20 protein-coding genes and 1 tRNA gene are annotated in these 25,743 nt (G+C 67.0%); 5 read left to right on the forward strand and 16 right to left on the reverse strand.

Annotation, left to right across the window (positions count from 1 at the left end; genetic code table 11):
• Positions 1-118: 118 nt before the first annotated feature.
• From guaD to ACSE4D_RS04570, 8 genes are all read right to left on the reverse strand, one after another.
• Positions 119-1,402, reverse strand: coding sequence for a guanine deaminase (gene guaD, locus ACSE4D_RS04535; protein ID WP_436326698.1), 1,284 nt, complete (start codon positions 1,400-1,402; stop codon positions 119-121).
• Between the two features lie 114 nt (positions 1,403-1,516).
• Positions 1,517-2,302, reverse strand: a complete 786-nt coding sequence (gene xdhC / locus ACSE4D_RS04540) for a xanthine dehydrogenase accessory protein XdhC (protein WP_426936591.1) — start codon at positions 2,300-2,302, stop codon at positions 1,517-1,519.
• The gene (gene xdhB, locus ACSE4D_RS04545; protein WP_436326699.1) at positions 2,299-4,677 is read right to left on the reverse strand and encodes a xanthine dehydrogenase molybdopterin binding subunit; all 2,379 of its coding nucleotides are present in this window, start codon (positions 4,675-4,677) and stop codon (positions 2,299-2,301) included. Before xdhB ends, xdhC begins: the two co-directional genes overlap by 4 nt.
• Positions 4,677-6,182, reverse strand: coding sequence for a xanthine dehydrogenase small subunit (locus ACSE4D_RS04550; RefSeq protein WP_426936593.1), 1,506 nt, complete (start codon positions 6,180-6,182; stop codon positions 4,677-4,679). Before ACSE4D_RS04550 ends, xdhB begins: the two co-directional genes overlap by 1 nt.
• 209 nt (positions 6,183-6,391) lie before the next feature.
• Positions 6,392-7,867, reverse strand: a complete 1,476-nt coding sequence (locus ACSE4D_RS04555; RefSeq protein WP_135537509.1) for an NCS2 family permease — start codon at positions 7,865-7,867, stop codon at positions 6,392-6,394.
• A 286-nt stretch (positions 7,868-8,153) separates the two neighbouring features.
• A tRNA-Ser gene (locus ACSE4D_RS04560) sits at positions 8,154-8,244 on the reverse strand.
• Positions 8,245-8,331: 87 nt separating this feature from the next.
• A complete protein-coding gene (locus ACSE4D_RS04565) occupies positions 8,332-8,763 on the reverse strand; it encodes a nucleoside deaminase (protein WP_135537361.1) in 432 nt (143 codons plus the stop codon).
• Between the two features lie 44 nt (positions 8,764-8,807).
• Positions 8,808-9,356, reverse strand: a complete 549-nt coding sequence (locus tag ACSE4D_RS04570; protein ID WP_135537362.1) for a tRNA adenosine deaminase-associated protein — start codon at positions 9,354-9,356, stop codon at positions 8,808-8,810.
• 72 nt (positions 9,357-9,428) lie between these two features.
• Here ACSE4D_RS04570 and upp point away from each other — a divergent pair, with 72 nt between their 5' ends.
• The 3 genes from upp to ACSE4D_RS04585 all read left to right on the forward strand — a co-directional run bounded on the left by upp (position 9,429) and on the right by ACSE4D_RS04585 (position 12,257).
• Positions 9,429-10,067, forward strand: coding sequence for a uracil phosphoribosyltransferase (gene upp / locus ACSE4D_RS04575; RefSeq protein WP_135537363.1), 639 nt, complete (start codon positions 9,429-9,431; stop codon positions 10,065-10,067).
• A gap of 327 nt (positions 10,068-10,394) precedes the next feature.
• Complete coding sequence (locus ACSE4D_RS04580) at positions 10,395-11,213, forward strand: winged helix-turn-helix domain-containing protein (RefSeq protein WP_135537364.1); 819 nt, start codon at positions 10,395-10,397, stop codon at positions 11,211-11,213.
• Between the two features lie 102 nt (positions 11,214-11,315).
• Entirely contained in the window at positions 11,316-12,257 is a 942-nt protein-coding gene (locus tag ACSE4D_RS04585) for an endonuclease/exonuclease/phosphatase family protein (RefSeq protein WP_135537365.1), read from the forward strand.
• Positions 12,258-12,347: 90 nt separating this feature from the next.
• On the opposite strand, the gene ACSE4D_RS04590 is transcribed toward ACSE4D_RS04585, so the two are convergent.
• Both ACSE4D_RS04590 and ACSE4D_RS04595 read right to left on the reverse strand, forming a co-directional pair.
• Positions 12,348-13,538, reverse strand: a complete 1,191-nt coding sequence (locus tag ACSE4D_RS04590) for a MarP family serine protease (RefSeq protein ID WP_135537366.1) — start codon at positions 13,536-13,538, stop codon at positions 12,348-12,350.
• Positions 13,539-13,547: 9 nt separating this feature from the next.
• Positions 13,548-14,894, reverse strand: coding sequence for a PrsW family intramembrane metalloprotease (locus tag ACSE4D_RS04595; RefSeq protein WP_436326700.1), 1,347 nt, complete (start codon positions 14,892-14,894; stop codon positions 13,548-13,550).
• 774 nt (positions 14,895-15,668) lie between these two features.
• Here ACSE4D_RS04595 and ACSE4D_RS04600 point away from each other — a divergent pair.
• Complete coding sequence (locus ACSE4D_RS04600; RefSeq protein ID WP_436326701.1) at positions 15,669-17,648, forward strand: LPXTG cell wall anchor domain-containing protein; 1,980 nt, start codon at positions 15,669-15,671, stop codon at positions 17,646-17,648.
• 60 nt (positions 17,649-17,708) lie between these two features.
• Here the strand turns inward: ACSE4D_RS04600 and ACSE4D_RS04605 are convergent, their stop codons facing one another.
• From ACSE4D_RS04605 to ACSE4D_RS04630, 6 genes are read right to left on the reverse strand one after another with little or no spacing between them, the layout of a single operon-like run.
• A complete protein-coding gene (locus tag ACSE4D_RS04605) occupies positions 17,709-18,497 on the reverse strand; it encodes an HpcH/HpaI aldolase family protein (RefSeq protein WP_436326702.1) in 789 nt (262 codons plus the stop codon).
• Complete coding sequence (locus ACSE4D_RS04610) at positions 18,482-19,267, reverse strand: fumarylacetoacetate hydrolase family protein (RefSeq protein ID WP_436326703.1); 786 nt, start codon at positions 19,265-19,267, stop codon at positions 18,482-18,484. Before ACSE4D_RS04610 ends, ACSE4D_RS04605 begins: the two co-directional genes overlap by 16 nt.
• Positions 19,268-19,300: 33 nt before the next feature.
• A complete protein-coding gene (gene hpaD / locus ACSE4D_RS04615; protein WP_135537370.1) occupies positions 19,301-20,413 on the reverse strand; it encodes a 3,4-dihydroxyphenylacetate 2,3-dioxygenase in 1,113 nt (370 codons plus the stop codon).
• Positions 20,414-20,462: 49 nt separating this feature from the next.
• On the reverse strand, positions 20,463-21,968 hold the full coding sequence (locus ACSE4D_RS04620; protein WP_135537371.1) for an aldehyde dehydrogenase: 1,506 nt from the start codon (positions 21,966-21,968) through the stop codon (positions 20,463-20,465).
• Positions 21,965-22,705, reverse strand: coding sequence for a GntR family transcriptional regulator (locus tag ACSE4D_RS04625; protein WP_135537372.1), 741 nt, complete (start codon positions 22,703-22,705; stop codon positions 21,965-21,967). The genes ACSE4D_RS04620 and ACSE4D_RS04625 overlap by 4 nt, the downstream gene beginning before the upstream one ends.
• Positions 22,702-24,189, reverse strand: coding sequence for a fumarylacetoacetate hydrolase family protein (locus tag ACSE4D_RS04630; RefSeq protein WP_436326704.1), 1,488 nt, complete (start codon positions 24,187-24,189; stop codon positions 22,702-22,704). Before ACSE4D_RS04630 ends, ACSE4D_RS04625 begins: the two co-directional genes overlap by 4 nt.
• Positions 24,190-24,318: 129 nt before the next feature.
• Here ACSE4D_RS04630 and ACSE4D_RS04635 point away from each other — a divergent pair, with 129 nt between their 5' ends.
• Complete coding sequence (locus ACSE4D_RS04635; RefSeq protein ID WP_135537374.1) at positions 24,319-25,701, forward strand: MFS transporter; 1,383 nt, start codon at positions 24,319-24,321, stop codon at positions 25,699-25,701.
• Positions 25,702-25,743 lie beyond the last annotated feature (42 nt).

Below are 25,743 nucleotides of genomic sequence, written 5' to 3' on the forward strand. Positions count from 1 at the left end.
GAAATAAGCATAGGCAGTTGGCGAAGCCCACGTCAAGACCCCTCCCCAAAACAACCCGACGGCGGCCCAGCAACTTGGCGCGAGGTTGCTGGGCCGCCGTCGGGTAGTAAGGGGAGGGTCAGTTTTTGGTGAGGTGGCCGTCGATCCAGACTTCGGCGATGTCAGCGGGAGTGCCCATGGCAAAGATCGTCGCCAAGGCGTCTCCGTCGTCGGCGGCATGCCGGATGCCGACGTCGAGGGGCTCGCCGGCGGCCGGGCGGACGAGCACGGCGTCGAAGCGCTTGCCTACGGACAGATCCCCGACCTCGTCGAGTTCGAGCGCCTCGGCGCCGGCCGCCGTGGCCAGGTGCAGCAGGTGCGCGGAATTCAGTGCCACTCCCCCGGACGGGTCGAGCTGCTGCATGAAGTACGACTGCACCCCTTCCTTGAGCAGGTTGAAACCGGTGCCCGCACCCACATCGGATCCCAAGGCGACCCGGACTCCGGCCTCGAGGTGGCGGCGCAGGGGGAAGAAGCCGCTGGCCAGCGCCGAGTTCGACGTCGGGCAGTGTGCAGCGACGGCCCCGACCTCGGCCATGCGCTCGAGCTCCCGGTCCTGCGGGTGGACATTGTGGGCGAGCACGGTGCGCCGCCCGAGCAGTCCCGCCCGGTCGTAGGTGTCGAGGTAGTCCCGCGATTCGGGGTGGATCGCCGCCACCCCGGAGACCTCGTCGAGGTTCTCGTTGAGGTGCGAGGTCACCCAGATGCCGGGATTGTCGGCCACGAGCTGACCGCCCGCGGCGAGGAGTTCGGGACCGGCGGAGAACGAGAACCGTGGGGTCACCGCATAGCGCAGCCGCCCCTTCCCGTGCCAGGCGTCGATGAGCGCCTGCCCTTCGGCCACCGATCGGTCGACGTCGGTGAGCAGGGACTCCGGCAGATTCCGGTCGCTGGTGACCAGGCCCGATGTCACCCGCAGTCCGGCCCGCGCGGCGGCAGAGAAGAAGATGTCCATGGCCCCGGCGAAGTGCGAACCGAAGACCATCGCCGAGGTGGTCCCCGCCGCGATCAGTCCCGTGAGGAACTCTCCGGCCACGGCTTCCGCGTACGCGGGCTCACCGAGTCTCGCCTCTTCGGGCAGGGCGCACTGGTCGAGCCATTCGAGCAGGGGCTTGCCGAGATGACCGATGGCGCGGACCTGCGGCAGGTGGACGTGGGTGTCGATGAGTCCCGGCAGCAGCACGCCGTCTCGCAGGTCGACGACCTCTGCGTCGGGGTGGGCATTTCGGGCGGCGGCGAAGTCGGTGCGGGCGGTGATGAGCCCGTCGTCGACGACGAGGGCGATGTCGGTCTCGGAGCGCAGCTGCCCTCCGGTGAAGGGGTTGTCAGGCGTGTCGAAGACGCGCGCACGATAGATGACCACGATGGTTCTCCTTGAGTCAGGGGGTGGAAGACTGTTTGAGTCAGGGGTTGAAGACAGTGTCGGTCGGCTGCGACGGAGCACAGACGCAGAAGGCGCCCTCAGCTCCTGCCGGCCTCAGCCGATGCGGCCGAGCAGCTCGGCGGCGACGCTCACGGCGATCGTCGCCGGTGCCTTGCCCGGCAGTTCGGGCAGTCCGATGGGGCAGCGGATGGTGTCGACGACCTCGGGCGCGAAGCCCTCGGCGGTGAGGTTCTTGCGGAAGCGCTGCCACTTCGCGCCCGAACCGATGAGTCCGACGGAGCCGAGGTCGCCGCGGGCCAGCGCGGCCGCGCACAGGTGCAGGTCCTCGGCATGGTCGTGGGTCATGATGACCACGTGCGATCCGGCCGGCAGCGTGGTGAGCACTTCCTCCCCGACGACGGCGAACTCGCGGCGCAGCCGCGCCACCGGTGCCTCGAGGGAATCGAGAGCCTCCAACTGCTCGGGCCGCGAATCGGACACGACGAGGTCGATGTCGTGACGGGCGAGGATGCGGGTGAGTTCGAGTCCGATGTTGCCGATGCCGAAGATCCCTACCGAGGCGGGCACGGGCAGCGGTTCGAGCAGCACCGTGACCTCCCCGCCGCAGCATTGCCTGCCGTACTTGGCCGGGGCCTTGTCGTTGAGCCGCAGGGTGAGCATCTCCGGGGCGCGCTGATCCTCGGCGAGCAGTTCGCGGGCACGGGTGAGGGCCGTCATCTCGAGATTGCCGCCGCCGATGGTCCCGAACAGGTCATCGGCGGTGACGATCATCTTCGCTCCCGCCTCGCGTGGGGCGTGCCCGCGCACGGTGGCGAGAGTGACGAGGACGGCCGGCACCCGAGCTCCGCGAAGCTCGGCTGCGGTGTCCATCCAGGTCATGACGGAACTCGTTGTCCTTCCGTCACCGAGGCGGCCGCCCTCGATTCCTCGGCGCGCACGTCCTCGATCGCCCAGAACACTGCCTCAGGGGTGGCCGGGGAGGCCAGTTCCACGCCGCGTCCGGGTCCGCCGAAGGCGCGCACCGCTTCGCGCAGGGCTTCACGCACGGAGAAGGCGAGCATGAGCGGGGGTTCGCCCACGGCCTTCGAACCGTAGACAGCTCCCTCTTCATGGGCTTTGTCCAGCAGGGAGACGTTGAAGACCTCCGGTGCCTCGGAGAAGCTCGGGATCTTGTACGTGCTCGCCGCCTGGGTGGCCAAGCGCCCTCGGCTGGGTCGGTCGGATTCGTCCCAGCGCAGGTCCTCCAGGGTCAGCCAGCCGGCCCCCTGGACGAAGCCGCCTTCGATCTGTCCGAGGTCGATGAGCGGGGACAGAGAATCCCCGACATCGTGGACGATGTCGACGCGGCGCAGCGTGTACGAACCGTCGAAGCGGTTGACCTCGACCTCGGAGACCGCGGCTCCGTAGGCGAAGTACTTGAAGGGTTCGCCGCGCATCTGGCTGAGGTTCCAGTGCAGGCCCTCGGTCCGGTAGAAACCGGAGGCCGAGAGCTGGATGCGCTGGAAGTACGCGGTGTTGATGAGCTCTTCCCAGGTCACGGTCTTCGGCGAGGACAGTGCGGAGACGATTCCGCGGGAGATGTCCACCTCATGGGCGGGAGCGCCGAGGATGCCCGCGGCGACCTGTCGCAGCCGATCGAGGATCTGATCGCAGGCGTTCTTCACCGCCCCGCCGTTGAGGTCGGAGCCCGAGCTCGCCGCCGTCGCGGAGGTATTGGGCACCTTGTCCGTGCGGGTCGGCGCCAGGCGCACCGTCGACAGCGGCACCCCGAGGGTGGTGGCCGCGACCTGCAGCATCTTCTGATGCAGTCCCTGCCCCATCTCGGTGCCGCCGTGGGTGACGAGGACGGATCCGTCCTTGTACACGAGCACGAGCGCACCGCCCTGGTTGAACGCGGTGAGGTTGAACGAGATTCCGAACTTCACCGGGGTGATCGCCAGTCCGCGCTTGATGTGGTCGCTGCCGGCGTTGAAGGCCTCGATCTCGAGTTCGCGGGCCTCGAGTTCGGATTCGTCGATGAGCTGGTCCCAGCAGGCTTCGATCCGCTCGGGATGACGAACCGGCTGATAGTAGGGAGTGTCCTGCCCCTGCGCGTAGAAGTTCCGCCGCCGCAGCTCCCGGGCACTGAGCCCGAGCTGCGGGGCGACCCGGCCGAGGATGTCCTCGAGCACGAGCATGCCCTGGGGTCCGCCGAAACCGCGGAAAGCAGTCTGCGAGGTCTTGTTGCACTTCGCGATGCGACCGGTGACGCGGATGTTCGGCACCCAGTAGGCGTTGTCGATATGGCACATCGCGCGGGTGAGCACGGGTTCGGACAGGTCGAGGCTCCAGCCGCCGTCGGCGGTCAGGCTCGCGTCGAGGGCGAGGATCTTGCCGTCTTCGGTGAACCCGATCTTCCACGAAGAGTGGAATCCGTGCCGTTTTCCGGTCATCGTGATGTCCAGCGTCCGGTTGAGGCGCAGCCGCACCGGCCTCCCTGTGAGGGTGGCTCCGAGAGCGGCGAGCGCGGCATAGCCGTGCGGCTGCATCTCCTTGCCGCCGAAGCCGCCGCCCATGCGCAGGCACTGCACGGTGACTTCGTGGGCGGGGATGCCGAGGACGTGGGAGATGATGTCCTGCGTCTCGGTCGGGTGCTGGGTCGAGGACTGGACGAAGATCTGTCCGTTCTCGTCGACGTGGGCCAGGCAGGCCTGCGTTTCGAGGTAGAAGTGCTCCTGCCCGGCGAATTCGAATTCGCCTTCGAAGACGTGCGCGGCGTCGGCGAAGGCCGCGTCGACCTCGCCCTTGTCGATGTGCAGCGGCTGTCCGTGGTAGCTCTCCGCAGCGATGGCATCACGGACGGTCACCAGCGAGGGCAGTTCGTCGACCTCGGCGGTCACGGCGGCCGCGCCTTCGCGTGCGGCGTCGAGATCGTCGGCGAGCACCCAGGCCAGCGGCTGACCGAAGAACATGATCTCGTCGGTCGGCAGCATCGGCTCATCGTGTTTGACGCCTTGGTCGTTGACTCCCGGAATGTCCGCGGCGGTGATGACCCGAACGACTCCGGGCACCGCATAGGCGGGCTCGACGTCGAGGGAGAGCAGCCGCGCATGCGCGGTCGTCGACTGCACAGGGTAGGCGTGGAGGACTCCGGTCAGCCGACCGACGAGGTCGTCGGTGTAGAGAGCGGAGCCGGTGACATGTCCGAAGGCGCTTTCATGGTGGTGGCGTTCGCCGACGACCGGGTCGGCGGGGCGCTGGGAGAGCTGGCTCATCACTGGACCTCCTGGCTGGTCACTGCCGTGTTTCCGAGCTGTTCGGCATAGAAGCGTTCGAGTGAGGACCGCAGCATCGCGGTGCGGTACTTCGCGCTCGCGCGGTGGTCGTCCATCGGTGTGCCCTCTGCGGTGAGGGTCTCGGTCGCCGCGTGCACGGTCTCGAGGTTCCACGGCCGGCCCTCGAGCATGGCTTCGGTGGCTCGCGCCCGCAGCGGGGTGGCCGCGACTCCGCCGAGCCCGATCCGGGCCTTGGCGATCTGCCCCTGACGCACATCGACGGCGTAGCCGATGGCAACCGAGGAGATGTCGTCGAAGCGACGCTTGGCGATCTTCTGGAACGAGGTCAGCGGCGACAGCGGCAGCGGGATGCGGACGGCGGTGATGAGCTCGTCTGCTTCCCGCACGGTCTGCCGGTAGCCGGTGAAGTAATCGGCCAGGGCCACGCTCCGGTCTCCGCGCACCGAGGTGAGCACGAGTTCGGCGTCGAGGGCGAGCAGCGCCGGCGGGGTGTCGCCGATCGGCGAACCGGTGCCGAGGTTGCCGCCGATCGTCGCCGCATTGCGGATGAGGCGGGAGGCGAACTGCGGGAACAGCTTGCCCAGCAGCGGAATGTCGCCGGCGAGTTCGCGTTCGAGTTCGGACAGGGTGTGGGCCGCGCCGAGTTCGATGTGGTCGGCGCTGCGGCGGATGCCGCGCATCTCGTCGAGCCGGTCGACGGCGAGGACGTTCTCGGCTCGTGCACCTTTGATGTTGACCTCGACGCCCCAGTCGGTGGCCCCGGCCACGACGGTGGTGTCGGGTTCGCTGCTGAGGATCTCGACCGCCTCGGCGAGGGTGGCAGGACGGCGGTAGCGGCCGATCCTGCCGGTCGCGGTGTCGGCGCGCTGATAGTCGGTGGCCACGGCCGCGGGGGCCGGCTGTTCGCGGCGGGCGGCGAGCGCATCGTCAGCGCTCGGCTGCCCGAGGGCGAAGGCGGCGTCGCGGATGGGGCGGTATCCGGTGCAGCGGCAGAGGTTGCCCGACAGAGAGTGGAGGTCGAATCCGTTGGGTCCGCAGTGGTGCTCGGCCTCGGCGGCGTCAGCGTCTGCGGCGTCTGCGGCGCGCTCGGGACGATAGTATTCGGCGGCCATCGAGGAGACGAAGCCAGGGGTGCAGTATCCGCACTGGGATCCGCCGCGTACGGCCATCTCCTCTTGGACGGGGTGGACGGTCTTGCCGTCGACGAGTCCTTCGGCGGTGACGACCTCACCTCCGTCGAGGGCGGCGGCCGGCAGCAGGCACGAGTTCACCGAGGTCCAGCGAGTGGTGCCCTCGGCGTCGGGGCGGGCGATCATGATCGCGCAGGCCCCGCATTCGCCTTCCGCGCAGCCTTCCTTGGCCGCGGTCAGGCCGTGGCCCCGGAGGAAGTCCAGGGCATTGGTGTGTGGTGGTCCGTCGAATTCGCGGGTCTCTCCGTTGACCGAGACCTCAGCGATCGAGCGGTCTGTCGTCGTCGCAGACATCGCACTTTCCTCCTGCGCCTCGTCACTGAGACGCACCGTGCATGGTTGGAGCGGTTGCTATGTTCTTCGAGACTTCTGGTTATCCATGCGAACAGCAGTGAAGAACATCGTCGTGTCGCCAGCGGCAGGTCTCGCCGCCCACGGCGATGTTCGTCATTCTCCGTGGGCGATCTGCCCTTTCGGCCAGGCTGTGATCTGACTCATCGTGCTCATCCTCCCAAGATAGCCGAAATCGGGCCGCGAACGAAGTACAGGACGAATCCGGCTGAGACGACCCACAGCAGCCAGTGGACATCACGACCGCGCTTGCTCATGGCGTGGATGAGCGCCCAGGAGATGAATCCGACGCCGATGCCGTTGGCGATCGAGTACGTCAGCGGCATCGTGACCATGGTGAGGAAGACCGGCAGCGAGGTGCGGAAATCACTCATGTCGATCTCGCGGATCTGGGTGACCATCATGGCTCCGACGACGACGAGCGCTGCGGCTCCGGCCTCCATCGGGATGACGGCGATGAGCGGGGAGAAGAACATCGACAGCAGGAACAGCACTCCGGTGATGCAGGCAGCGAGCCCTGTCCTCGCACCTTCGGCGATGCCGGCAGCGGCGTCGACGAAAACGGTGTTCGACGACGCAGAGGCTCCACCTCCGGCGACGGCGCCGAGGCCCTCGACGACGAAGGCTCCGCGGATGCGGGGGAACATTCCGTCCGAGGTCTGCAGGCCGGCGCTGCGAGCCAGTCCGGTCATGGTGCCCATAGCGTCGAAGAAGTTCGTGAACACGAGGGTGAACACGAGCATCGTGGCGGCGAGGACGCCGACATGCTGGAAGCCGCCGATGAGGTCGAAGGACCCGACGAGACTGAAGTCGGGGGCGGCGACGACCTGCTTGGGGAACTCCGGAGCCGCGAGATTCCAGCCCAGCGGATCCGGGTCCACCGGGTCGCCGACAGTGCCGAGCTTCGCGAACGCCTGGATGACGATCGCGAGGATCGTCGCCACGACGATGCCGATGAGGATACCGCCCGGGACATTGCGCGCCACGAGGATGCCGATGAGGATCAGCGCCACGACGAAGACGAGCGTCGGCAGTGAAGCGATGGACCCGTCCTGCCCCAGCTGGACCGGCGGACCCGACGGGGTGCGGGTGACGAATCCGGAGTTGACGAAGCCGATGAAGGCGATGAAGAGCCCGATGCCGACGGTGATCGCCACCTTGAGGGCATGCGGGACGGCATTGAAGATCGCCGTGCGGATGCCCGTGGCTCCCAGAATGACGATGATGACACCGTTGATGACCACGAGCCCCATCGCATCGGCCCAGGTGACTTCCTGGACCACGGAGACTGCGAGGAAGCTGTTCATGCCCAGGCCCGCAGCGAGTGCGAACGGCAGCCGGGCCACGACGCCGAAGAGGATCGTGATGACACCGGCGACGAGGCCGGTCACCGCGGTCAGCTGAGCGAAGTCGAGGCTGCCGCCGGCCACGTCCTCGGAACCGCCGAGGATGAGCGGGTTGAGCACAACGATGTAGGCCATCGCGACGAAGGCGACGAGACCTCCGCGGATCTCCTGTCTGATCGTCGAGCCGCGAGCTGTGATTTCGAAGAACTTGTCGAGCAGGCCGGGACTTCCGGTGCTCTCGGGGGCAGTTGTCGTATTCCGCCCTTCGTCTTTGTCAGCCATTTTCATGGACCACCTCAGGTTGTTCGATTTGGTCAGTCGCCGACATCATTGTCGCCGACCCTGCGCCTTGAACGTGCGCAATGAAGCAGACTAGCCATCGGTCCGGGACCGAAGCCGGAATTTCCACATCCCGGAAAGCTTTTTCTGTTTCATCGAGTCAGTCTGGCCGCTCGACCATCGTGTGTCAATCATCACATTTCCCGCCGTCTCGGCGCGAGCCCGCCTCGGACCAGGCCGCGAACAGACGAAAACCCCTGACCGGACGGAGCCGGTCAGGGGTTCCACATGGCGGTGGCGGTGGGATTTGAACCCACGGTAGGGGGTTGCCCTACACGACATTTCGAGTGTCGCACCTTCGGCCGCTCGGACACGCCACCGCCGACAACTGTACAGCGGTGCACTTTCCGCGGCCAAATCGAGTCAGCGTGAGGTGGGCCACGTCAGCACGGGCCCCTGGGAGTCAGTCATCGCCGAGCTGAGAAGAACTCCCGCAGCAGGTCCGCGCTCTCCGCCGCCCGCACCCCGGACCTCACCGTCGGATGGTGGAGTGCGGCACGGTCGCGCAGCAGATCCCAGACCGAACCGACGGCGCCGGCCTTGTCGTCGAAGGCACCGAAGACGACCCGGGAGATGCGGGAGCCGACGAGGGCGCCGGCGCACATCGCGCACGGTTCCAAGGTGACGACGAGCGTGGCATCGTCGAGGCGCCAGCGACCGGTGGTCGTCGCGGCCTCGGCGATGGCCATGAGTTCGGCATGGCCGAGCGGATCGGCGTCGACTTCGCGGCGATTGTGACCGCGCCCGATAACAGTGCCGACCCGGTCGAGGACGACGGCCCCGACGGGAACGTCGTCATGAGCGGGCGCCCGCGCCGCCTCGGCGAGGGCGAGTCCCATCCATTCGAACAGCTGCGCCTCGTCCGCATCTGGGGAAGCCGGGTTCAGCGTGCGGCCTCGAGCTGGTCGGCGAAGCCGACGGTCTCACCGACGTGGGCGACGACGCGAGCCGGGTCGGAACGGTACGCCTCGACCTGCTCGATGAGGGTCGCGGCAGACACTCCCCGATCGGCGTAGATGTCGGCGTCCCCTCCCCATTCGGCGTCGGGGTCGAGCTCGAGCATCTCGACCTCGTCTTCCTCGTCCTCATCCTCGGCGGCCTCATCCACGTCGATGCCGAAGTCCTCTTCGGGCTCGGCCTCATAGGCGTCGGGCCGGGAGTCGAGGAAGTCGGCGAAGATCTCTGCGAACGGGCTCGCCTCGACGGCGACGAGATCGGAGAGGAAGACCTTGACCTCGTTGTCCGCGCACAGGCGCACGAGGCCGAACCATTCGTCTTCGTGTTCGATGACGGCCACGGCCTCGCCGTCATCACCTGCTGCTCCGCGCATCGTGTCGACGAGATCGTCGAGGTCGGAGGCATCGCGGACGTCGACATCGAGGGCACGGTAGCCATCGCCGGAATCGGTCAGGATCTCAGTGAAGTACGACATGCCTCCATTGTGAACGCTTCGCCGCGTGTTGACCACTGCCGGGAGCACCGAGTTCTCCCGTACCATTTGGGTATGCATCTTCACGTAGCCGATCACCCGCTCATCGCCCATAAGCTCACTGCCCTGCGCGATCGGAACGCGGACTCCGCCCGCTTCCGCCAGCTCACCGAAGAGCTCGTTATGCTGCTGGCCTACGAGGCGACTCGGTCGGTGGCGGTCGAAGACAAGGAGATCTCGACCCCCGTGTCGACATTCACCGGCACCCGCATCGCCGAGCCCCGACCCATCGTCGTGCCGATCCTGCGCGCCGGCCTGGGCATGCTCGACGGAATGCTGCGCATCCTGCCCACCGCCGAGGTGGGCTTCCTCGGCATGGTCCGCGATGAGACGACGTTCGAGCCCAGCGCCTATGCCGATCGGCTGCCCGACGACCTCACGGGTCGGCAGATCTTCGTCGTCGACCCGATGCTCGCCACCGGCGGCACCCTGGCCATGGCGATCGATTTCCTCCTCGCCCGCGGCGCTCGCGACGTCACCGCCGTGTGCCTCGTCTCCGCCCCCGAGGGGGTGCGCCGCATCGAAGCCGACTACAGCGATGCCGCGGAAGTGAAGATCTACACGGCCGCGCTCGATGAGAAGCTCAACGAGAAGGGCTACATCATCCCCGGCCTCGGCGATGCCGGGGACCGGATGTACGGAATCGTCGACTGACCCCGCACGGAGGCGATGTCGGCTGACACCCCGCGGGCGAAGGAGCCCGCCGATGACGGGTTCGACGGGCCGCCTCGGCGAGCGTTTCGTCATAAACCGTCACAGTCGTCTCATTTTCGGCCGTTGCATTGCAGCGCCAGCGCAATGTGACAAATAATGAAGCCATGACTTCAGTGATCGAACTACAGCGAATGCCTGCGGCAGCCATGTGCATGCCCTGCGTTCGTGGTCGGTGATCGCCCTCCCGCTGTCCGGCCCCGAACGAGTAGACGCAAGCAGCGGACTCATTCAGTCATCTCGATCCGATGATCGGAGCAAAGGACAGTCATGCCGAATCCAGAACCCGCCTACGTCCACCCACGCAGTGCCGTGGCCACTCGACGTGCAGGAGCCAGGTTGAGCGCAGTCGACCCGCAGAACCCCCCGCACACCTATGGGCCGGCCGGGGTCGTTCCCTCCCCGAAGGCCGCTCGCGGAATCATCGTCTACATCGGACTCGACGAGTCCAAGGCCGCCGCCGACGGCACGAACCTCTCGGCCATCGCCGGTGAGCTGCAGGCCTATGCGAAGGAACTGGCCAGCCAGGCCGAGACCCAGGCCGTCATCGCCTTGGCCCCGGAGGGCCGCGGCAGCGACATCGACGCCGTCCGGGCCGTGGCCACCGGTTCCCCGGCCGCCACCGGCGCCCCGGCCGCCACACACGGCCCCGTGCGCTCGCGGATTCCCAACCGCATCCACCCGCCGACGCTGCGGGACGAGACTGCGCCGGCGGCTCCCGCACCGCGCGGTTTCGGAGGCCGTGCCGGAGACGCCTACACGCATGCCGCATCCGAACGTCTGCGCATCGACATCCCCCGCCGGGAGGTCCGCGTCGACGGTGACCTCGTCGATGTCACGACGAAGGAATTCGATCTGCTCGCCACCCTCGTCACGCATGCGGATGAGACCCTGCCGCGCGAAGACCTCATCAGCGCCGTGTGGTCCGGCGGCGAAGTCCCCGACGAACGCACCGTGGACGTCCACATCCGGCGACTGCGGCGCCGCCTCGGCGAATATGCCTCGGTGGTGCGCACCATGCGGGGTTCGGGCTACCGATACGACACCCACCCGGATGTCACGGTGTGGAGCGCCACCGCGCGTCACTGACGCGGTGGCGGCAGCGTCCGCACCGGGCGCGAGCTGACTGTGAGACGCATCGCACCACCCACCCAGCCTGGGGCCAGACTTCCCGGTTAAGATCGTTGATCGATGAACCAGGCATATTCTTCACCGCGCAGACGGCACAGTCCCGCAAAGGGCATCACCGCATTGATCTTCGGGATCCTCTATGCGGCGTTCCTGCTTCTCCACGAACTGCTGCCGACGCGGATGGGCATCGCTCTCATCGTCGAATCGGTGCTGCCGTGGACGGGGATCCTCCTCGCGCTCGTGCTGCTGATGTTCCTCATCCGGTTCTCGTGGCTGTCGGCCATCGGGTTCCTCGTGCCGACGCTGGTGTGGACGGGAATGTTCGGTCCGGCGCTGCTGCCCAATGAGGACTCCGGTGAAGCGGATCTGACCGTGGCCACCCACAATGTGGGCGCCCGGATGCCTCAACCCACGGCGGCGGCACAGAATATCGTCGATCACGACCCGGACATCGTCACGATCCAGGAGCTCGAATCCCTGTCGGGCAAGATCATCCACAAAGAGCTCGACTCCTCATTCGCCCACGCACAGGTCCTCGACACCGTCGGCGTGTGGTCGAAGTGGCCGATGTCCGAGCCCGAAGAGGTCGACCTGGGCCTGCAGTGGCCGCGTGCGTTCGCCACAACGGTCTCGACCGACGACGGCGACATCCGCTTCTATGCTGTGCACATGCCCTCGGTGCGGCCGGGACACGAATCGATGCGCAATGCCGCACTGCGTCGTCTGGCCACGAGCGTCGAGACCGACGACGCCGAGCATGTCATCGTCGCCGGTGACTTCAACACGGCATCGACGGACAACAATCTCAAGAGCCTGGTTCCCCCGCTCGAAGACTCCCGCGTACAGGCCCGTGGCGGATTCGGCTTCACCTGGCCTGCCCGGTTCCCCGTGACCCGGCTCGACCACGTCCTCTACCGCGGCTTCGCTGCCACCTCGGACGAGGTGCTCGAACGCGGGTCGAGCGATCACCGCGCCGTCCTGGCCGGGCTCGACCTCAAGTAATCTGCGGGATCGCGAGCTTCCGTTCGAGTGCGCGCTTGTATGCGGGTCCACAATTCTGTTCGGGCCCACGGGTCATTGCGTGCACACGTTTCAGTTCGTGCACTGTCCGGTCGGCTGCGGGCTGCGGTTGTTCGCTCCGGCCCGCAGTTCGTCGGCGATCTCGGCGCGCGTGAGAGCGTAGCCGGTCTCATCATCGGTGGCGGATCGGGCGAAGACCATGCCGACGACATCGCCCTGATCATCGATGAGCGGGCCGCCCGAATTGCCTTCGCGGACGATTCCACGCAGCGAATACACTTCGCGCACCACCGATTTCGAATCGTAGATGTCGAGACCGCGTGCATTGATCTTCTCTCGCACACGGGTCGGTGAGATCGTGTAGGGACCGTTGGCGGGGAAGCCCACGACCACGGAGTCGTCCCCGGGCCCGAGTCCATCGCCGAAGTCGAGGGCGGGAGCCTGAAGCCCCGGAACACGGAGCACGGCGACGTCGGCTTCGGCCTCGAATCCGACCACCTCGGCGCGGTAGGGCCGGCCCTTTCCTCCCACCTGGACGGCGAGCTCCGAGGACCCGGCCACGACGTGGGCGTTGGTGGCGACGAGTCCGTCCTCATAGACGAATCCCGAGCCTTCGGAACCGGTGGCGCAGGAGGTCGCTGTGGTCGTGATCTTCACGACCGAGTCCTCGACGTCGCGGCCGACGTCGACCACGGCTTCGTCGGGTTCGCCGACGCCGCGGATCTGCTCGGTCTGGCCGGAGAACACCTGCGGGAAGCCCGAGGCGCTCAGTCCTTTGGCGAGACCGCCGAGGGCGCTTTGGGAGGAGTAGGGAATGGTGCGGTCAACGGCTGCGATGACGGCCGAGTCGGCGACCCACCGGTTGGGGTCGACGAGCGGGGTGGTGCGGATGAAGCCGGCAGCGAGCCAGACGACGAGGATGTAGACGATACCGGCGGTGATGGTGCCGCCGATGGCGTCGATGCCCTGTCCGAGCTCGGAATCCATTGAGCGTCTGATCCATGCGCCGATGCCGCTGCCGGCGAAGGCGAAGAGGACGCTGAGGACCAGCGGCATGGACGCCAGCAGCATGAGCACGCCGGGGTTGTCCATGGCGCTCGTGCCTTCGCTGAGCGTTTCGACGAGCGGGGAGAGCAGCCGACCGAGGATCCAGCCGACGACGAAGCCTGCCGCGGTGCCGAGCCCGGTGATGAATCCTTGGCGGAAACCGGCGAAGAGCGCGCCGACGCCGAAGATGATGAGGAGGATGTCGAGGACTGTCACCGGACGAACTTACCGAACCGTCCGCTTGGAGGCGGCGAGCAGTCTGTCTCGGGCGTCGGCGAACTGCTGGAGTTCGGCCCGCTCGATCTTGCGTTCCTGATCGCCGCCGATGCCTGCCAACACTCGCATGCGGGTCGTCGACAGCTTTCCCGAGGTGCGGATCATCGTCTTCATCTCGTCCTTGCCGCCCGGGAAGGATTTCGCCCACTGACGGCCGTTCTTCCGCCCCTTCCAGGTGCCGAGCATGTCGACTTCAGCGTGAGTGAGCCAGCCGGAGTTCGCGTAGTCGCCGAGCATGTTCTGTGTGTGGATGCGTTCGCTGCGGCGCAGGACGAGTCCGAGCGTCACCCAGGCGGCAGAGAGGATGACGCTGATGACGATGAGGCCGATGATCTGGATGAGCGGTCCGATGAGACTGAACAGCGACATCGAGGCGTTCCAGAAACCGTGCAGGACCATGCCGAGGACGAGGCCGGGCAGCCACATGAGGATCAGCGACCACCAGGGCCATTTGCGGGCGGCGAAGCCGATGGACACTCCCGCACAGGTCGAGAACGTCGTATGCAGCAGCGGCGAACCGATGCAGCGCAGGAGGAATGTCCATTTCAGCGCATCGAGCTGACCGTCGTTCCATGACTGGCCGAGATAGAGGATGTTCTCCGTGAAGGCGAAACCTGCGCCGATGAGGGCGCCGTAGACGAGCCCGTCGAGAGGACCCTCGAAGTACCGGCGGGCGGCGAGGACGATGACGAGCAGGAGGACGGTCTTCGTCGATTCCTCGAGGATCGGGGCCTGGATGACCGCACCGATGACGTCGGGAACCCCGTTGATGCCGACCAGGTAGAGCGCGATGTCGCCGACGAGCGAGAAGCCGAGGGTGAGGATGACCGCAGCGACGGCGCCCCAGAGCAGGCAGATGCCGAGGATGAGTTTCGGCTGCGGTTTCCACCGGTCGAGCCAGAGCACATAGGAGATGATGCCGACGAGCGGGATCGCTGAGAGCCCGATGAGGGCGAACAGTCGTGCCCCGAAGCTCAGTCCGCCGAGGAGCGCAAGGCCGCCCAGTCCGACGAGGAGGATGCCGAGGACGAGGACGGCGGCGACGAGCCGGATGATGTTGCCGGTCGAATCGGGTGCGGTCTCCGGCTGTGCTTTCCGCACGGCACCTGTCCACGGGGTCTCGGTGACCACCTGTTGGGGTGCCTGCATCCCGGCCCGGACCCGCATCTCCTGGGTGACTGTCGGGGCGAAGCGCGGCTGCGCGTAGACGCGTGCCTGCACCGGCGGTCGGCCCGGCATCGGCTGCCCGGGCATCATCGGCTGGCCGTGAGCCGGCTGAGACTGGCCATGCATCATGGGCTGAGGCTGTCCCTGGAAGGAGGGACTGGCCTGGCCGGGCATCGGTTGCCCGGGCATCGGCTGGCCCTGTGCTGGCACAGGCTGAGGTGCCTGCACGCCGGGCACCGGTTGCCCCTGTGCAGGCACTGGCTGAGGTGCCTGGGCAGGTACCTGCTGCGGATTCTGCTGGGTGCCTTGAGGCCGAGGTCGGAACCGATCGTTGTTCTGCGGTCGTTGTGACTGCGACTGCGGCGGCACTTGCCCCGGCGGCACCTGGCCCTGCTGCGGCACCTGCGGCCCGGGCGCGGACGGGGCGTTCGGGTTCCGTGGATCCTGCACCTGGGGCGGCTGGGGTCGCTGCACTCCGGGCTGGTTCGGACCCTGCGCTCCGGGACCGTTCTGTGCCGACATAGATCGTCCTTCTTCGATGGGGAATGTACCGCTCCCCACAAGTCTATGGTCGAACGTCGTCGGCCGAGACCCGCGCCATGTATCCGTCCAGCAACACTTCAGCCGACTGCCACCTATTGCGAATGTCGGCCGAGACCCGACTCGAACGTATTCGGCTGTGGACAGCAGCCGGTTTGACGGCGACTGCTTCGGACGCTGATGCGGCCGCTTCGGCGCGAAGTCCGACCGGAGGCGCCAGACCCAGGCCACCCCACTCCCCCACCCGGAGACACCCTGATGATCGTCGACTCGAACGCCGAAACCTGTGGACACAGGAACCCGTTTCCACAGGCGCTCCGAGAGCTCTGGCCCAGGGACGGACGTGCCATGTCGAATCGGTCCATGACTACTCTCAGACTCGCATCGCTGCGCACCGCACTGCTCCTCACCGTCCTCACCGTGGCCTCACTCATCGGGCTGGGCCCGGCGATGGCCGCGGGCCCGCCGGTCAGCCTCGGCGAGGTTCCCGTGCTCACCGCGCCGAACGCCTACGGACCCGGTATCTGGCACCATGCGAAGCAGGGCAAGACCTGGTACGGCTCGTATCGGACCTTCCCGGACACCTCGGCCTATTGCATCGATGCGGGGAAGAAGTCTCCGCTGGCGAAGTACTTCAAGCGTGCCGAAGCCGAACAGGTGACTTCGGCCCGCACCGCGTGGGCTCTGCACGAATACGCCGACTCGAAATCGAAGGACGTGCAGGCGGCGCTGAGCGCCATGGCCCGTCTCGACAAGGAACTCCCCCATGATCACAAGGTGCCTCCGCAGAAACCGGGCGACCTGGGCAAGAAGTTCGACGGTGCCGCGAAACAGCACTCGACGATCCTTGCGAAGGCGAAGAAGTACGCGGGCCCGTACACGCTCGATATCAGCCTCGAACCAGTCCTGCAGATGCCCGTGCTCGAACCCTATGCGGTCGCGGAGTCCTCCTCTTCTCCTGACTCCGAGACACCTGACTCCGAGACGCCTGAACCCGAGCCTGATACCGACAAGGGCAAGATCCTCGGCACCCCCACCGACGAGGCGACGCTGACGATCTCGCTGACCAGCGCCTCCGGAGCACAGGTTCCCGATGTCCCCATCACGCTCCAGGCGGCCGGGGCGAAAGACGTCCCGACGACGCTGACCACCGGGAACGAGGCCGTGACCACGACGCTGCAGGCGAGCGCCCCCGGCACCCTGTCGGTCACCGCCTCCGCGAAGGTCGCCCCGCAGACCGTGCGCGTCTTCGAACCGACTTCGGGCACCCGGGTCCAGCGGGTCATCACCCCTGACAGTCCCGCAGAAGTCGCGGACAAGGCGACCCTCGAACTGAGTTCCCAGCCGAAGGTGACCACCGAGATCTCGGACCAGACTCCGACGCCCGGCGATGCCGTCACCGATGAGTTCACCGTCTCCGGACTCATCGGCGACCACACCGTCACTGTCGAACACACTCTGTGGCAGACAGCTGCACGACCGACACTGGGCACGAAGAACGACGATGCCCGCGCGATCGGGTCCGTGACCTCGAAGAAGGTCGGCAACGGCACGCACACCTCCGATGAGATCAGTGTGCCGGAGGATTTCCGCGGCTGGCTGTACTTCACCGAGACGATCGCCGGGGACACGGCAACGAAGGAATGGAAGGGCATCCACGGTCAGCCCCGCGAGACCGGATTCGTCCCCTGGACTCCGCAGGCCGACACCGAGGCGGTGCTCGAGGGAACATCGACCCACGACGAGGTGGCTGTGACCGGGTTGCACCCCGGATCCGAAGCCGTGCTCACCGTCACCACCTACCACGTGGAGGATGAGCCCGAGCAGTCCGCGAAGCCCGACGGCGAGGAACTGTCCGTGCAGGACTTCACCGTCGTCGCCGACGCTGACGGTCACGCCGAGGTGAGCACCGAAGCCATCGACATGCCGGTCGGGTGGGTCACCTATGTGACAGAGATCGACGGCAGCGATGTCAACGCGGCGTGGACGAGCGACTGGGGCGTCCCGGCCGAGACCGTGCACCGTCCGCCCGAGGAGAAGCCGAGCACCCCGCCGGCACCACCGGAGAAACCCAGCACTCCGCCGGAATCCCCGGCCCCGCCTGAGCAGCCGACGACTCCCCCAGCGCCTCCCGAGCAGCCTGAGCAGCCCGCGGCCCCGAAGAAGCCGCAGACCCCACCGGTCGCACCGGTTGCCGAGACCCCGGCGGCCCCGGGCCCACCGGCCGAACTTCCTCGCACCGGCACCACGGGCAATGGAATGCTCATCGGCATGGGCATCGTCCTCGTCGGCCTCGGCTCCACGGTCCTGCTCCTGACAGGTCGCAGCCGCGACAAGGAATGAGGCCGACGGTAAAGGCACTTCACCCCCGACCGCATGTTCGCGGACGGGGGTGAGGTGTGCTCAGTCCTGGACCCAGGTCTTCGCCCAAGCTCGGGCACCGTTCATCATCAGCCCGACATCGGCGCCGACGAGGACGAACGAGGCCCCGGCATCCAAGTACTTCTGCGCCTGCTCCGGATCGAAGGCATTGACGCCGACGGGTTTGCCCGCCGCCTTCACCGCCTCGAAGGTCCTGGCCACCGCGTCCGTGACATCCGGATGCGTCTGCTGGCCGAGCAGCCCCATCGACGCCGCCAGATCGGAGGGCCCGACGAAGATCTGGTCGATGCCGTCGACGGCGGCGATCTCCGCAGCATTGTCGACCGCGGTCGCCGATTCGATCTGGACGGTCAGAGACACGAACTCCGCGGCCCACGTCAGGTACCCGTCCACAGCGTTCCACCGGGAGACCCTGGCCAAGGCCGAACCGACCCCGCGCACTCCCCTCGGCGGATAGTGCATGGCCGCCACAGCCGCCTCGGCGTCGGCTTTCGTGTCGATCATCGGGACGAGCAGGTTCTGCGCACCGAGGTCGAGGTACTGCTTGATGAGCACCCGATCGTTGACCGGCACCCGGACCACGGCGGTGGCCGGATAGCCGTTCATCGCCTGCAGCAGACTCACCGTGGTCTCGAATCCGATCGGCGAATGCTCGGCGTCGATGAGCACCCACTGCATTCCGGAGGCTGCCGCGATCTCGGCGGCCACGGGCGAACCCGAGCACACCCACATCCCGGCCAGGTGCTGTCCTTCGTCGAGGCCAGCGACCCGGTCGGCGAAGGTCTGCGGAAGTTCTACTCGAAACGACATGTGATGACTCCCAGTTCTCCGTAGTCGGCGTGGACGGTGTCGCCGGGATGGACCCACATGGGGCGGGTGAACGACCCGGCCAGCACCGTCTCCCCGGCCTGCAGCACATGGCCGTGTTCGGCGAGTTTGTTCGCCAGCCACACGATGCCGCGGGCCGGATGATCGAGCACGGCGGCGGCGACCCCGGAGTCCTCGATCGTCTCATTGCGGTAGAGCAGCGCATTGACCCGGCGCAGATCCACGGCATCGACGGCGACCGGCCGCCCGCCGAGGACCATCGCACCCAACGCCGCATTGTCCGAAATGGTGTCGACGATCGTGCGCCCTTCCATCTCGATGCGCGAGGACAGGACCTCGAGCGCCGGGATGACGTATTCGGTGGCGCGGAGGACGTCGAAGAGGCTGACATCGGGTCCGCGCAGCTCGTCCTTCAGCACGAAGGCGAGTTCGACTTCGATGCGCACCCCCGAATACTTCGAGTGATCGATCACGGACCCGGTGTCATAGACCTGGTCGGCGAAGATCGCCCCGTAGTCGGGTTCGCTGATGCCGGTGGCCTGCTGCATCGGCTTCGAGGTCAGTCCGATCTTGTGGCCAAAGAGCCGTCTGCCCTCGGCCTCTCCGCGGCGGCGCCATTCGTTCTGCACCGCGTAGGAGTCCTCAACGGTCATGTCCGGGTACTTCGCGGTGAGCAGACCGATCTTCGACCGGGTCCGCTCGGCTTCCGCGAGATCGTCGGCGATGGCCGCGATCGTCGTCTCATCGAGCATTGTCATCCTCTCTGCGCTGTGGCCGGCAGTCGGTCACAGCTGGTGACCGAGCTTGAACTCGTCCTCGCCGTCATCGGCTCCCGAGCGGGCACCGAACTTCGAGTCCGCGTCCTCACGCCGGGTGTAGGAGAACCCGTCGGCGCCGATGGTCACTTCCATCTCGGAGTCGTCGGTGCGTTCGAGGACCGGCATCGGCGCCCCGTCGAGGTCGAGCACGAGCGAGGCATCGGTGTACCAGGAGGGCACGACCGGGTTGCCCCACCAGTCGCGACGCTGATTGTCGTGGACGTCCCAGGTCACGCGCGGGTTGTCGGGGTCACCGGTGTAGTAGTCCTGGGTGTAGATCTCGATCCGGTGCCCGTCCGGGTCACGCAGGTAGAGGTAGAAGGCGTTCGAGACGCCGTGGCGTCCGGGTCCGCGCTCGATCGAGTCCGACAGTCGCAGCGCACCGAGCTTGTCGCAGATGGCGAGGATGTTGTGCTTCTCATGCGTGGCGAAGGCGACATGGTGCATGCGCGGGCCGTCACCGCCGGTCATCGCGGTGTCGTGGACGGTCGGTTTGCGACGCATCCACGCCGCATAGACGGTGCCCTCGGAGTCCTGGATGTCCTCGGTCACACGGAAGCCGAGCTTCTCCATGTAGTCCACGGCCTTCGGCACGTCCGGGGTGACCTGGTTGAAGTGGTCGAGCCGGACGAGCGCTCCCGGCGAGTACAGGTCGTAGCGCCAGGCCAGGCGCTCGACATGCTCGACCTCATAGAAGAACTCGTAGGGGAAGCCCAACGGGTCCTGCACGCGCACCGAATCGCCGATGCCGCGCACGAAGCCGTCCTTGCTGCGGCGGACTTCGCAGCCGAGCTCGCGGTAGTACGCTTCGGCGCGGTCGACGTCTTCGGGGGTGCGCACGCGGTAGGAGAACGCGGCCGCGGCGGCGACCGGCCCCTGCCGCAGCACGAGGTTGTGGTGGATGAATTCCTCCATCGAGCGCAGGTAGACGGTGTTCTCGTCCTCCTCGGTGACCTGCAGGTCGAGCACGTCGACGTAGAAGTCACGCGACTTCTTCAGGTCGGTGACGACGAGTTCCATATACGCGCAGCGCAGGACATCCGGAGCGGGGACGGACGGGGTTGGGATGGCAGTGGACATGGGTTTTCCTTAAAGGGTCAGTGAGTCGAAGGAATGACGGCGGGCGGGATCACTGCTTGCCGAAGACCGGGTTGTGGACCTCGCCGAGGTTGATGTGCACGGACTGCTGTTCCGTGTAGAAGTCGATCGAACGGTAGCCGCCCTCGTGGCCGAGGCCCGAAGCCTTGACTCCGCCGAAGGGGGTGCGCAGGTCACGGACGTTGTTCGAGTTCAACCACACCATGCCCGACTCGACGGCCTGCGAGAAGTTGTGCGCCCGCTTGAGATCCGAGGTCCAGATGTAGGCGGCCAGACCGTACTTCGTGTTGTTGGCCAGCTCCAGGGCCTCCTCGTCGGAGGAGAAGGGGGTGATGGCGACGACGGGCCCGAAGATCTCCTCCTGGAAGATCCGAGCATCGGGTCCCACATCGGCGAATACGGTGGGTTCGACGAAGTTGCCGGTCTCGAAGCCGTCCGGCCGTCCGCCGCCGGCGACGAGGCGGGCCTCGGTCTTGCCGATCTCGACGTAGGACATGACCTTCTCGTAGTGCTCGGGGTGGACGAGCGCAGCCACCTCGGTGGTTTCATCCGAGGGCAGACCGACCTTCACACGCTTGGCCTGGGCGGCGTAGCGCTCGACGAACTCGTCGTAGATCGAGTCCTCGACGAGGATGCGCGAACCGGCGGTGCAGCGTTCGCCGTTGAGCGAGAAGACGCCGAAGATCGTGGCGTTGACGGCCGCGTCGAGGTCCGCATCGGCGAAGACCACGGCAGGTGACTTCCCGCCGAGCTCCATCGACAGGCCTTTGAGCCAGGGAGCGGCATTGGCGAAGATCGTCTGCCCGGTCGCCGACTCGCCGGTGAAGGAGATGAGCGGGACGTCCGGGTGCTTGACCAGCGAATCGCCGGCGAAGCCCTCTTCGCCATAGCCGTTGACCATGTTGAAGACACCGGTGGGCAGTCCGGCCTCTTCGAAGATGCCGGGCCAGAGTGAGGCCGAGAGCGGGGTGAACTCGGCGGGCTTGAGCACGACGGTGTTGCCGGTCGCGATCGCCGGTCCCAGCTTCCAGGATTCGAGCATGAACGGAGTGTTCCACGGGGTGATGAGTCCGGCCACGCCGATGGGCTTGCGGTTGACGTAGTTCGCCTGTCGCCCGGGGACCTTGAAGGCATCGTCGACCTGGGCGACGATGAGGTCGGCGAAGAAGCGGAAGTTCTCCGCCGCCCGGGCCGCCTGGCCCTTGGCCTGAGTGATGGGCAGACCGGAGTCGAAGGACTCCATCGCGGCGAGCTCGTCCTTGCGGGACTCGACGATGTCGGCGATCCGGCCCAGGATGCGGGCGCGCTCACGCGGCAGCATCGTCGGCCACGGGCCCTCATCGAAGGCCTTCTTCGCCGAGGCGACAGCGGCCTCGATGTCGGCCTTCTTACCCGAGGCGGCCTTGATGTAGGGCTCGTTCGTCACCGGATTGAGGACGTCGAATTCGTCCCCGTCGATCGAGTCGACGAACTCGCCGCCGATGTAGTGGCGGATCTTCTCCGGCATATCGGCCGGCGGGGTGATGGACTGTGTCATGACTTGTCCTTTCGTGGTTCTGTGGTCGAAGCGGTGGTCATCTGCAGGTTCTGGTAGCTGTGCAGTGTGGCCGAACGGTGCTCGCGCACGGCCCGTTCGATCTCCTGAGCCGAGGCGCGGGCCCGGATGAGCGCGACGATGCGGGAGTGCTCCTCGACGGATTCGAGCGCCCGTTCGGGCACGAAGGAGAACGTCGAATCCCGCAGGTGCGAGAGCCGATCCCATTCGAGTCCGACGAGGGTGCACAGCCGTTCGTTGGGGCAGCGCCGGTAGAGCGCTTCGTGGAACTCGTGGTTGAGCCGAGTGAATTCGGACGGCTCGAAGTCCGTCAGCAGCACCCGCATCCGATCGTTGATCTCCTCGGCGGCGTCGAGATCAGCGGCGCCGAGGTGGTCCTTGGCCTGGGCGACCGCCGCCCCTTCGAGGATCGCAACGGTGTCCATCGACTGTGCGTAGGAGCCCTGATCGACCATGGCCACGCGGGCGCCGACATTGCGTTCGAAGGTCACGAGCCCATCGGCTTCGAGCCGGCGGATCGCCTCGCGCACCGGCACCACCGAGGTGTCGAGGGCGAGCGCGATCTGCGCGAGCACGAGCTTATGCCCGGGCTGATACGTCTGGTCGGCGACGCGTTCACGGATCCACCGATACGCCGTCTCGGCCTTGCTCAGCGAGGCCGTGGAGGAGGCGGACGCGGGCGACGGGGCGGACGCGGGTGACGGGGTCTCGGTCGTCACCGGGAGGCCTTCCAATCCTCGAATTTCGCCTTCCACTCGCCCTTGGGCGGGAAGAGCCCTTCGATCGGGTTGCCGGCGGCGACCTGGTCGGCCACCCAGCCGTCTTCGATCTCCTTGGCCAGGGCGGCGTCGACGACTTCCTCGGCGAGGTCGCGCGGGATGACGATGGCTCCGTCGTCGTCGGCGACGATGACATCACCGGGCAGGACGGTGGCGTTGCCGCAGGCCACAGCCACGTCCGACTCCCACGGCACGTGGCGGCGGCCGAGCACGGCGGGGTTCTTCGCGGTGGCGAACACAGGCAGGATGCCGGCCACCTCGGCGGAGTCGCGGACTCCCCCGTCGGTGATGACACCGGTGGCGCCGAGTGACTTCGCGCGCAGGGCGAGGATGTCGCCGAGTGTGCCCGAACCGGATTCGCCGCGGGCCTCGATGACGATGACCTCTCCGGGGCAGATGGAGTCGAAGGCCTGCTTCTGCGCGTTGTAGCCGCCGCCGTGGGACTTGAACAGGTCCTCACGATTGGGCACGAAGCGCAGAGTCTTCGCGGTCCCGACGACCTTCGCTCCCGGCTGCAGCGGGGCCACGCCTTCGATGACGACATTGTTGAGTCCGCGTGCGCGCAGCTGCGCGGACAGCCCGGCGGTCGGGGCCTCGGTGAGCCTGGCGACGAGATCCTCGCCGAGTCCGCCCTCCACGGTCGCCGCGGCGTCCTCGGCAGGCAGCCCCGCGGCTTCGCGGGAGCCCCACGCGTCGACGGTCAGCGTCTCGTTCACGGCAGGCAGGCTGCCGAGGCTTTCGTCGAATCCGCCGGGGCCCTCGACCACGGTGGTGCTCAGACGACCGGAGCTCAGTTCCCCTCCGTTCGCCGAGGCGGCCGTGACCTCGACCTCGACCGTGTCGCCGGGCGCGACGACCGAGGATCCGGCCGGGGTGCCGGTGAGGATGACGTCGCCGGGTTCGAGGGTGAGGTGCTGGCTGAGGTCGGCGATGATGCGCGGCAGGCTGAAGATGAGCTGTTCGGCACTGGTGCCGTCGTCTTGGACGACTTCGCCGTTGACCCAGGTGCGGATGCGCAGGGATTCGGGGGCCGCCTCGGCGGCGGGGATGAGCTCGGGGCCCAGCGGGGTGTAGCCGTCGCGGCTCTTCGAGCGCACGTTCGATCCCTTGTCCGGGGTCTTCATGTCGTAGAGGCCGAAGTCGTTCGACGCGGTCACTCCGGCCACATGGGACCAGGCATCGGTCTCGGTGATGCCGCGGGCGGCGGTGCCGATGACGATGGCGACCTCCCCTTCGAAGGCGAGCAGCGAGGTTCCGGCCGGCCGCTCGATGGTCTCCCCGGTTCCGGCGACTGAGCTCGCGGTCTTGAGGAAGTAGGACGGCTGCGCGGGACGCTTTCCGCGCTGAGCCGCGCGGGACTCATAGGCCACATGAACGGCAATGATCTTGCCGGGACGGACGGGAACACCAGTTGGAGTCGACATCGATCTCACACCTCATTTCGATTGGCTTCACAATGAATCGTATATGATACGGTTCCCAGCGACAAGTAATCCAGACCACAGAGAATGCGGTCGGGATGCACCGCAGACGCACGACAGGACACAGGAGTCATGGCAGCACAGAAGCACACTCAGACCCGAGTGGCGTTCGCGACGATCGTGGGCACGAGCATCGAGTGGTACGACTACTTCCTCTACGCCGCGGCCTCGGGGCTGATCTTCAACGAGCTCTTCTTCGGCCCGCTCGGGTCGACCCTGTCGACCATGGTCGCCTTCGCGACGGTCGGCATCAGCTTCCTCTTCCGCCCCCTGGGCGCCTTCCTCGCCGGACACTTCGGCGACAAGCTCGGCCGTCGCGCCGTCCTCATCATCACACTCATCGCCATGGGCGCGGCCACGGCTCTCATCGGCGCCCTGCCGACCTATGACTCCGTCGGCGTCATCGCCCCGGCCATGCTCATCGTCCTGCGTATCATCCAGGGCATCTCGGCCGGCGGCGAATGGGGCGGAGCCGTCCTCCTCGCCGTCGAGCACGCGGACGAGGAGTCCCGCGGACTGCGCGGTTCCTTCCCGCAGATCGGCGTGTCCATCGGCCTGCTCCTGTCCTCGGGTGTGCTCGCGCTGATGACCTCGATCGCTCCGGGCGACGCCTTCCTCGAGTGGGGGTGGCGAGTGCCGTTCTTCCTGTCCATCGCGCTCGTCCTCATCGGCTACTGGATCCGCCGCGGAGTCGAGGAGTCCCCCGTCTTCCATGAGATCGCCGCACGCAAGGAACAGGTGTCGAACCCGCTGGGCAAGCTCTTCAGGGGCCACTGGCTGCTCGTCATCCTCGCCTCGCTCGTGTTCATGGGCAACAACGCCGCCGGGTACATGACCACCGGCGGATACATCCAGAACTACGCCACGGATCCGGCCGGACCCATCGGCCTCGAGCGCGGTCCCGTGCTGTGGGCGGTGGCCGCCTCGGCGGTGTCCTGGCTGATCTTCACGATCCTCGCCGGCGCGGTGTCGGACAAGATCGGGCGGCGGAACTCCTACCTGCTCGGCTGGGCCTTCCTGCTCGTGGGCATCTTCTCGCTGTTCCCGCTGGTCAACACCGGATCACTGGGCATGCTCCTGCTCGGCCTCGTCATCCTCACCGTCGGCCTCGGCTTCACCTACGGTCAGCAGCCAGCGATGTACGCCGAGCTCTTTCCCTCCAGCGTCCGCTTCTCCGGGGTGTCGGTGTCCTATGCGATCGGGTCGATCCTCGGCGGCGCCTTCGCCCCGACGATCGCGAAAGCTCTCGTGTCCGAGACGGGCACGACCACCTCGGTGGCGGTGTATCTGGGTGTCGTGGCCGCGCTCGCACTGGTCGCGACTCTGCTGCTGCGCGATCGCACCGGCATCCCGCTGGGCCCCGACCACGAGGAGGAGCAGGCCGTGAGTCCGATCATCGGGATCGGCTCGCGGAGGCAGGCGACTTCCGCCACCGAAGCGGCTCTTCGCCAGTGACCTGCGACGACGGTGACGAGTGCCACCCTGAAAACGCTCGAT

Source organism: Brevibacterium sp. FAM 27836 (genome assembly GCF_051351055.1).
Classification (GTDB): Bacteria; Actinomycetota; Actinomycetes; order Actinomycetales; family Brevibacteriaceae; genus Brevibacterium.

Coding starts and splice junctions, on each gene's coding strand:
- xdhC (WP_426936591.1), bottom strand. CDS start 2,302: ATGACCTGGATGGACACCGCAGCCGAGCTTCGCGGAGCTCGGGTGCCG.
- xdhB (WP_436326699.1), bottom strand. CDS start 4,677: ATGAGCCAGCTCTCCCAGCGCCCCGCCGACCCGGTCGTCGGCGAACGC.
- ACSE4D_RS04550 (WP_426936593.1), bottom strand. CDS start 6,182: ATGTCTGCGACGACGACAGACCGCTCGATCGCTGAGGTCTCGGTCAAC.
- ACSE4D_RS04555 (WP_135537509.1), bottom strand. CDS start 7,867: ATGGCTGACAAAGACGAAGGGCGGAATACGACAACTGCCCCCGAGAGC.
- ACSE4D_RS04565 (WP_135537361.1), bottom strand. CDS start 8,763: ATGGGACTCGCCCTCGCCGAGGCGGCGCGGGCGCCCGCTCATGACGAC.
- ACSE4D_RS04570 (WP_135537362.1), bottom strand. CDS start 9,356: ATGTCGTACTTCACTGAGATCCTGACCGATTCCGGCGATGGCTACCGT.
- upp (WP_135537363.1), top strand. CDS start 9,429: ATGCATCTTCACGTAGCCGATCACCCGCTCATCGCCCATAAGCTCACT.
- ACSE4D_RS04580 (WP_135537364.1), top strand. CDS start 10,395: ATGCCGAATCCAGAACCCGCCTACGTCCACCCACGCAGTGCCGTGGCC.
- ACSE4D_RS04585 (WP_135537365.1), top strand. CDS start 11,316: ATGAACCAGGCATATTCTTCACCGCGCAGACGGCACAGTCCCGCAAAG.
- ACSE4D_RS04595 (WP_436326700.1), bottom strand. CDS start 14,894: ATGATGCATGGCCAGTCTCAGCCGGCTCACGGCCAGCCGATGATGCCC.
- ACSE4D_RS04600 (WP_436326701.1), top strand. CDS start 15,669: ATGACTACTCTCAGACTCGCATCGCTGCGCACCGCACTGCTCCTCACC.
- ACSE4D_RS04605 (WP_436326702.1), bottom strand. CDS start 18,497: ATGTCGTTTCGAGTAGAACTTCCGCAGACCTTCGCCGACCGGGTCGCT.
- ACSE4D_RS04610 (WP_436326703.1), bottom strand. CDS start 19,267: ATGCTCGATGAGACGACGATCGCGGCCATCGCCGACGATCTCGCGGAA.
- hpaD (WP_135537370.1), bottom strand. CDS start 20,413: ATGTCCACTGCCATCCCAACCCCGTCCGTCCCCGCTCCGGATGTCCTG.
- ACSE4D_RS04620 (WP_135537371.1), bottom strand. CDS start 21,968: ATGACACAGTCCATCACCCCGCCGGCCGATATGCCGGAGAAGATCCGC.
- ACSE4D_RS04630 (WP_436326704.1), bottom strand. CDS start 24,189: ATGTCGACTCCAACTGGTGTTCCCGTCCGTCCCGGCAAGATCATTGCC.
- ACSE4D_RS04635 (WP_135537374.1), top strand. CDS start 24,319: ATGGCAGCACAGAAGCACACTCAGACCCGAGTGGCGTTCGCGACGATC.